This window comes from Luteibacter sp. KNZ12-1A, from assembly GCF_056755675.1.
Genome location: NZ_JBPGXU010000044.1, coordinates 23752 through 30323, shown reverse-complemented (window position 1 = coordinate 30323; position 6572 = coordinate 23752). Strand labels below are relative to the sequence as shown.

Sequence of the window (6572 nt, the reverse complement as noted above, 5' to 3'; positions counted from 1 at the left end):
AGATGTGTATAAGAGACAGGCCTTTCTTCTCGCGGCATTCCCCTCGTTGCCCGGATCGGCCCGCCTCCTTGGCGCTGGCCGATTTTTACTTTCTGGCCCGCTCTCAGGCCGCCGAAGCCGGGTGGAACTGCTCTTCCTCGGTGGAGCCGCTGAGTGCCGAGAGCGAACTCAGGGAGCCCGAGATCACCTGGTTCACCGTGTCGAAGTAGCCCGTGCCGACCTCGCGCTGGTGCTTGGCGGCCGTGTAGCCGTCCTTCTCCGCCGCGAACTCCGCTTCCTGCAATTCGACGTAGGCGGCCATCTGACGATCGCGGTAGCCGCGTGCCAGCTGGAACATCGAGTAGTTGAGCGCATGGAAGCCGGCAAGGGTGATGAACTGGAAGGCGTAGCCCATCTCTCCCAACTGCTTCTGAAAGGTGGCGATGGTCTTTTCGTCCAGGTTCTTCTTCCAGTTGAAGCTCGGCGAACAGTTGTAGGCGAGTTTCTTGCCCGGGAACTTCGCATGGATGGCATCGGCGAAGCGGCGCGCCTGTTCCATGTCCGGCGTCGCCGTCTCGCACCAGATCAGGTCCGCGTACGGTGCGTAGGCAAGCCCACGGCTGATCGCCTGCTCGATACCCTGCTTGCTCTCATAGAAGCCCTCGACCGTGCGCTTGCCGGTGAGGAAGGGCTTGTCGTAATCGTCGACGTCCGACGTGACCAGGCCTGCGCCCATTGCATCGGTGCGCGCGACGATCAGCGTGGGCACGCCCGCCACGTCCGCGGCGAGGCGGGCGGCGACCAGTTTCTGCACCGCTTCCTGCGTCGGCACCAGCACCTTGCCACCCATGTGGCCGCACTTCTTCGCGCTGGCGAGCTGGTCCTCGAAATGCACGCCGGCGGCGCCGGCCTCGATCATGTGGGTCATCAATTCGTACGCGTTCAATACACCGCCGAAGCCGGCTTCCGCATCCGCGACGATCGGCACGAGCCAATCGATGTTGTCCTTGCCTTCGGCATGGTGGATCTGATCGGCGCGCAGCAGGGTCTTGTTGATCTTGCGGACGACGTTCGGCACCGAGTCGACCGGATACAGCGATTGATCGGGATACATCGTGCCCGCCGTGTTCGCGTCGGCGGCCACCTGCCAGCCGGACAGGTAGATGGCCTGCAACCCCGCCTTCACCTGCTGCATCGCCTGATTGCCCGTCAGCGCACCGAGTGCGTTGACGTAGGGCTTGTCGTGGATGGAGCGCCACAGGCGCTCCGCGCCGCGCCGGGCAAGCGTGTATTCGACCTGGACCGTGCCGCGCAGGCGGATCACGTCCTCGGCCGCGTAGGGGCGCTCGACGTTGCTCCAGCGTTCGTTGTTCTTCCAGTCGAGCGTGATCTGTTCGGCGGTATGCGTCTTCATCGTGGGACTCCGTGGAAAGAAGATTTCAGGCCAGGTGTTCGTAGGCGGGCAGGGTGAGGAAATCGCGTAGCTCGTCGGCATGGGTGAGCGCGGAGATCAGCGCGGCGGCTTCCTCGGCACGACTGGCTCCGGGCTGGGTGCTTTCGCGCAGGCGGTGGCAATGCGTTGCCAGGGCGTGATCGAACAAGGCCATGTCGATGTGCGCGTGGTCGCTGAATTCCAGCGGGCCGTGATGCAGCCATTGCCACAGTTGGGCGCGGGCTATCTCGGCGGTGGCCGCGTCTTCCATCAGGTTATGGATCGGCACGCAGCCAAGACCCTCCAGCCAGGCGGCGGTGTAGCGCAGGCAGACCTCGACGTTGTTGTCGAAACCTTGCCGCGTGATCGTGCCGATGGCGGGTGCGATCAACGCGTCGCGGGTCACCTGGACATCCTCGCGCAGCACATGCAACTGGTTCGGCGTCGGCATGTGTTCGTCGAAGATCGACCGTGCGATGGGAACCAGGGCGGGATGCGCGACCCATGTGCCGTCGTGGCCGGCGGTGACCTCACGCAGTTTGTCCGCGCGCACCTTGGCCATCGCCGCCTCGTTCGCGGTGTCATCGCCGCGGATCGGAATCTGTGCGGCCATGCCGCCCATCGCGAAGGCGCCACGGCGGTGACAGGTGTGGATCAGCAACTCCGAATACGCCTTGAGGAAGGGCACGGTCATCACGACCTGCCCACGCTCGGGGAGCAGGCGATCGGCATGGTTACGGAACGTCTTGAGGTAGGAAAAGATGTAGTCCCACCGACCGCAGTTGAGGCCGACGACGCGATCGCGCAACGCATGCAGGATCTCGTCCATCTGGAACACGGCAGGCAACGTCTCGATGAGCACCGTGGCCTTCATCGTTCCATACGGAAGGCCAAGCTCGCTTTCGGCGTGTGTCATCACGTCATTCCATAACGCGGCTTCTTCCATGCTCTGCAGCTTCGGCAGGTAGAAGTAGGGGCCGCGGTCCCGCTCGTGCAGCGTATTCGCGTTATGGAATGCGAACAGGCCGAAATCCACCAGGGCGCCGGCGACCACATCGCCGTCGACTTCCGCGTGACGCTCCGGCAGGTGCCAGCCGCGCGGACGCACCACCAGCACGGCGGGATCCTTGCCCACGCGGTACACCTTGCCTTCGGCGTTGGTGAACTCGATGCTCCCGTCCACCGCATCGCGAAGGTTGCGCTGACCGTCCATCTGGTTGGCCCAGGTCGGGGCGCTCGAGTCCTCGAAGTCGGCCATGAACACCCTGGCGCCGGAGTTCAGCGCGTTGATGATCATCTTGCGTTCCACCGGGCCCGTGATTTCCACGCGGCGATCACGGAGTGCAAGGGGGATGGGGGCGACCGACCAGTCATCTTTCCGAATGGAAGCGGTATCCGCGCGGAAGTCGGGCAGTTCGCCTGCGTCATATCGCTGTTGCCGGGCCACGCGTTCCGCCAGCAGGGCAAGGCGGCGGCCGTCGAAGCGGCGGTGGAGTCCGGCCACGAAGGCGACGGCGGCGGGCGTCAGGATGTCGCTGTAGGCGCCTCTATCGTCGCCGAAGCGGATGCCAACCTGCGGGTCGATCGCGATCTTGGGAACTGCCATGGGACTGAGCCTCCGGACGTGGGTCTGGTATCCACGCTAGGCCCGGGGCTATGCTTTTGACAAAGCATATGTTTCAAAGACAAGCATTAACAATGTTAATGAATGTGGTAAATGATTGACTTAAATGGAGTTGCCGGTGACAAAGAAGCTGAATCCCGTCGGTGAAAAGGCCACGAAGGCTTCGCGCGGCAAGACGCGGGCCGCCGATTCGGGAAGCGATGCCGCCGCCCGCTTCTACTACAAGGGCAACCGCCTGAAGCAGTTGAGAGCCTTCGTCTACATCACGCGCCTGGGCACTCTCAGTCGTGCCGCGGAGGCACTGTTCCTGTCTCAGCCCTCCGTGAGCTTGCAGCTGAAGGCGCTGGAGCGGGAATTGGGAGCTCCGCTCCTGGAACGGACCCGCCGTCGCGTCACCCTTACCGATGCCGGAGAGGCGCTCTACGAGATGGCCCGTCCGCTCGTGGAAGGGCTCGAGAACCTGGATCGCGAGTTCCACACGAAGACTCGTGGCTCCCAGGGAGGGAAGCTCACGGTGGCGGCGGGCTCGTCCACCATCCAATACCTGCTGCCCGAGCTGGTGAAGGCCTACCGCGAGCGCTACCCGTCGGTGCACCTGCAACTGGCCAACGTCACGGGCAAGGATGGCCTTGCCTTGTTGCGCGCCGACGAAGCGGACATCGCCATCGGCTCGATGCTCGATGTGCCGAACGACATCGCATGGGCACCGGTCTATCACTACGATCCGATGCTGATCATGCCGCCGGATCATCCGCTCGCCTCGCTCGACGACATCCGCCTGGAGGACCTGTCGCCGTACGGACTGATCCTCCCCCCTCAGCGGCTGACCACGTTTCGCCTGGTCGACATGGTGTTCCAGCAACGGCACGTGCCGTATACCGTCGCAATCGAAGTGGGTGGCTGGGACGTGATCAAGCAGTACGTGGCGATGGGGCTGGGCATTTCCATCGTCACCGGCATCTGCATCACGGAAGCCGACCGTGAGCGGCTCGCCGTGCGCAACCTGCGCCAGTTCTTTCCCCAGCGAAGCTACGGCGTCGTCATGCGCAAGGGCAAGTTCCTCAGCCCGGAGGCACGCGCGTTCATCGACCTGATCCGCCCCGGCTTGCTGACGCATCGCGATTACGACGAGTCGGGGCATTCGGAACGCTGACTTTTACCCGTAGATATCAACCGGGCGTATCCCCTTGATGGCTGCCGCCAAATAATTCAAGCCACGGGCACTCATGGCGAACTCTGCGTACAGCCGTTCCGGAGCGAAGTTCCCTTGCTTGCGCGACACGGCTTTCGCAACGGCAAGACCTTGGCGTACGTCGCGCAGAAAGTCGAACGGAATATCTGGACCGGGCTTGCCATGGGCATCGAGTGTGAAATCCTTGATCTTGTCTAACGCAGACCCGGACATCAGGCCCTCTTTACGCAGTGCCGAAGCGATTACAAGCAATTCCGAAGGACGCACGCGCGTCAGGTCCATTTGCTTGAGCGACTGCTTCACAGGGCCAGGAAGGCGCCACGAAAGCCGTACCGGGTCACAGCGATGCTGACCGACCTTGCCCAGTACATCGACTTTCGCAGGCGGAGTATCAAATCGCCTGAGCCATGATGGAATGATCATGAAGCGCACTCGCTAAAAGTAGATTGCGAGCGTCGCGCATAAAACAGTCAGGTGCTGTCAGGAATGTGCAGCGTGCCGAGTAGCTGAAGTACTCAAAGCTATCTCGCTTTTCCCTGTGGGATTGGCGCGTCAGACCATCAAACGCCGCGGTGCTTGCCGCGGTACCCGGCGAACATGGCGCGAATGGAGGCGAGATCGCCCTCGATGTCCGCACTGGCATTCACCAGCGGGCCCACCGTGAACGTCTTCGTCGGGTAATCGATGAAGACGGTCTGGATGGGAACGCCAGCGGCACGGGCGATGCGCAGGAAGCCGGACTTCCACTGCTTCACCGCCTTGCGCGTGCCTTCCGGCGCAATGCCAAGCCACATCTTGTCGTGCGTGGCGAATCGCTCGACCATCTGGTCCACGACGTTCGTCGCCGCGGAACGGTCGATGGGGATCATGCCGAGGCGGCGCACGATGGGACCGAAGGGGCCATTGAGCACTTCGCGCTTGATCATCACGCCCAGGTCGAGGCCGAGCGCCGACTTCATCAGCAAACCCCACACGCCGTCCCAATAAGACGAATGTGGCGCGCCGATGAGCACGACCTTGGGCAAGTCGGGCAGTTCGCCTACAAGCCGCCATCCACTCAGGCCGATCGCCCAGCGGCAGAAGCGCTTCCACCATGAGTCGGGCAACGATGGCACCTGGGGCGGTAGTCGCTCGGGAACCCCGATCACTCGTGGCTCCAGTCGCGCGACCGCGTGCGCTTCACCTGGCCGCGCTGGGTCTTGCCGGTGAGCCGCCGTTCCTTGGAGGCGCGCGTCGGTTTCGTCGCCACACGCTTCTTCGCCACGACCGTGGCTTCCCGCACGATGTCGGCGAGGCGGTCGCGGGCATCGTCGCGGTTACGTGCCTGGTCGCGGAAGCGCCGTGCCTGGATGACGAGGACGCCGGCATCCGTCATGCGGCGGTCGCGGCGCGCCAGCAAGCGGGCGCGCACCTCTTCGGGGAGCGAGGGCGAGCCAGCCACGTCGAAGCGCAGTTCCACCGCGCTCTCGGTGCGGTTGACATGCTGCCCGCCGGGGCCGTCGGCACGCGTGAAGCGCTCGATCAACTCGGCGTCGGGAATGGCGATGGTGGGAGTCACGATGAGCATGGCGGGACGAAGTCTAGCAGTGGTACGACGCTTGGCATGCTGCGGCGCGATTCTTACGGGGCGTCGCGCCAGTTCCTGAAGGCTTCGGTCCAGGCGAAGCGTTCGAGCAACTTGAGCCAGGTGTCGTCCAGGCCGGCTTGCGGCGTCAACGGTCTGCCGTCCACCGGATGCGCGAACGACAAGGCGGCGGCATGCAGGAGCAACCGGTGCGAGGCGAAGTGTTGCTTGAAAAGGCGGTTGTGATCGCCGCGTCCGTGCTGGCTGTCGCCGACGATCGGATGATGGATGTGGGCGAAATGCTTGCGGATCTGGCGGAACCGGCCCGTACGCGGCTCCGCCGCCACGAGGGCATAGCGTTGCTTTTCGTAGCGCCCCAGCGGGATGTCGACCTCGACCGTGGCAAGACGGCGATAGTCGGTGCTGGCCTCGCGCCGCGGTCCTGTGTCGCGCGAACCGGGCAGGGGGTAATCCACCGTCCCTTCCTCCGGCTCCGGCCAGCCGCGCACCACGGCGAGGTAGCGCTTGCGCACGCTGCGGCCCATGAACTGTTCGCCGAGCCGGCCCGCTACCTCGGGAGAGCGGGCGACCAGGAGCACGCCGGAGGTGGCGCGGTCGAGGCGATGCGCCAGGTGAAGGCGTCCCTCCACCTGCTCGCGCAGAAGATCGATCAGGAAGGCGTCATCCGGACCCACGAACTTCGAGCGGTGCACGGCCAGGTTCGCGGGTTTGTTGACGGCGACGATGTCGTCGTCCTGGTAGAGGATCTCGAGCACGGCGG

7 protein-coding genes are annotated in these 6572 nt (G+C 64.0%); 1 reads left to right on the top strand and 6 read right to left on the bottom strand.

Features of this window, described 5'->3' with window-relative positions:
• Window positions 1-103: 103 nt before the first annotated feature.
• Both aceA and aceB read right to left on the bottom strand, forming a co-directional pair.
• Window positions 104-1393: an isocitrate lyase gene (gene aceA / locus ACR9ZJ_RS10865; RefSeq protein ID WP_481287760.1), complete on the bottom strand. Its 1290-nt coding sequence runs from the start codon at window positions 1391-1393 to the stop codon at window positions 104-106.
• 25 nt (window positions 1394-1418) lie between these two features.
• Window positions 1419-3017: a malate synthase A gene (gene aceB / locus ACR9ZJ_RS10860; protein ID WP_481287759.1), complete on the bottom strand. Its 1599-nt coding sequence runs from the start codon at window positions 3015-3017 to the stop codon at window positions 1419-1421.
• A 253-nt stretch (window positions 3018-3270) separates the two neighbouring features.
• Between aceB and ACR9ZJ_RS10855 the strand changes: the two genes are divergently transcribed.
• On the top strand, window positions 3271-4188 hold the full coding sequence (locus tag ACR9ZJ_RS10855; RefSeq protein WP_481282734.1) for a LysR family transcriptional regulator: 918 nt from the start codon (window positions 3271-3273) through the stop codon (window positions 4186-4188).
• 3 nt (window positions 4189-4191) lie between these two features.
• Here the strand turns inward: ACR9ZJ_RS10855 and ACR9ZJ_RS10850 are convergent, their stop codons facing one another.
• From ACR9ZJ_RS10850 to ACR9ZJ_RS10835, 4 genes are all read right to left on the bottom strand, one after another.
• Window positions 4192-4650: a hypothetical protein gene (locus tag ACR9ZJ_RS10850; RefSeq protein WP_481281807.1), complete on the bottom strand. Its 459-nt coding sequence runs from the start codon at window positions 4648-4650 to the stop codon at window positions 4192-4194.
• Between the two features lie 137 nt (window positions 4651-4787).
• Window positions 4788-5375, bottom strand: a complete 588-nt coding sequence (locus ACR9ZJ_RS10845) for a 1-acyl-sn-glycerol-3-phosphate acyltransferase (protein WP_481287758.1) — start codon at window positions 5373-5375, stop codon at window positions 4788-4790.
• Window positions 5372-5794 carry an alternative ribosome rescue aminoacyl-tRNA hydrolase ArfB gene (gene arfB, locus ACR9ZJ_RS10840; RefSeq protein WP_481287757.1) on the bottom strand — a complete coding sequence of 141 codons (423 nt, stop codon included), beginning with the start codon at window positions 5792-5794 and terminating at the stop codon, window positions 5372-5374. The genes ACR9ZJ_RS10845 and arfB overlap by 4 nt, the downstream gene beginning before the upstream one ends.
• A gap of 53 nt (window positions 5795-5847) precedes the next feature.
• Window positions 5848-6567: a pseudouridine synthase gene (locus ACR9ZJ_RS10835; protein WP_481287756.1), complete on the bottom strand. Its 720-nt coding sequence runs from the start codon at window positions 6565-6567 to the stop codon at window positions 5848-5850.
• Window positions 6568-6572 lie beyond the last annotated feature (5 nt).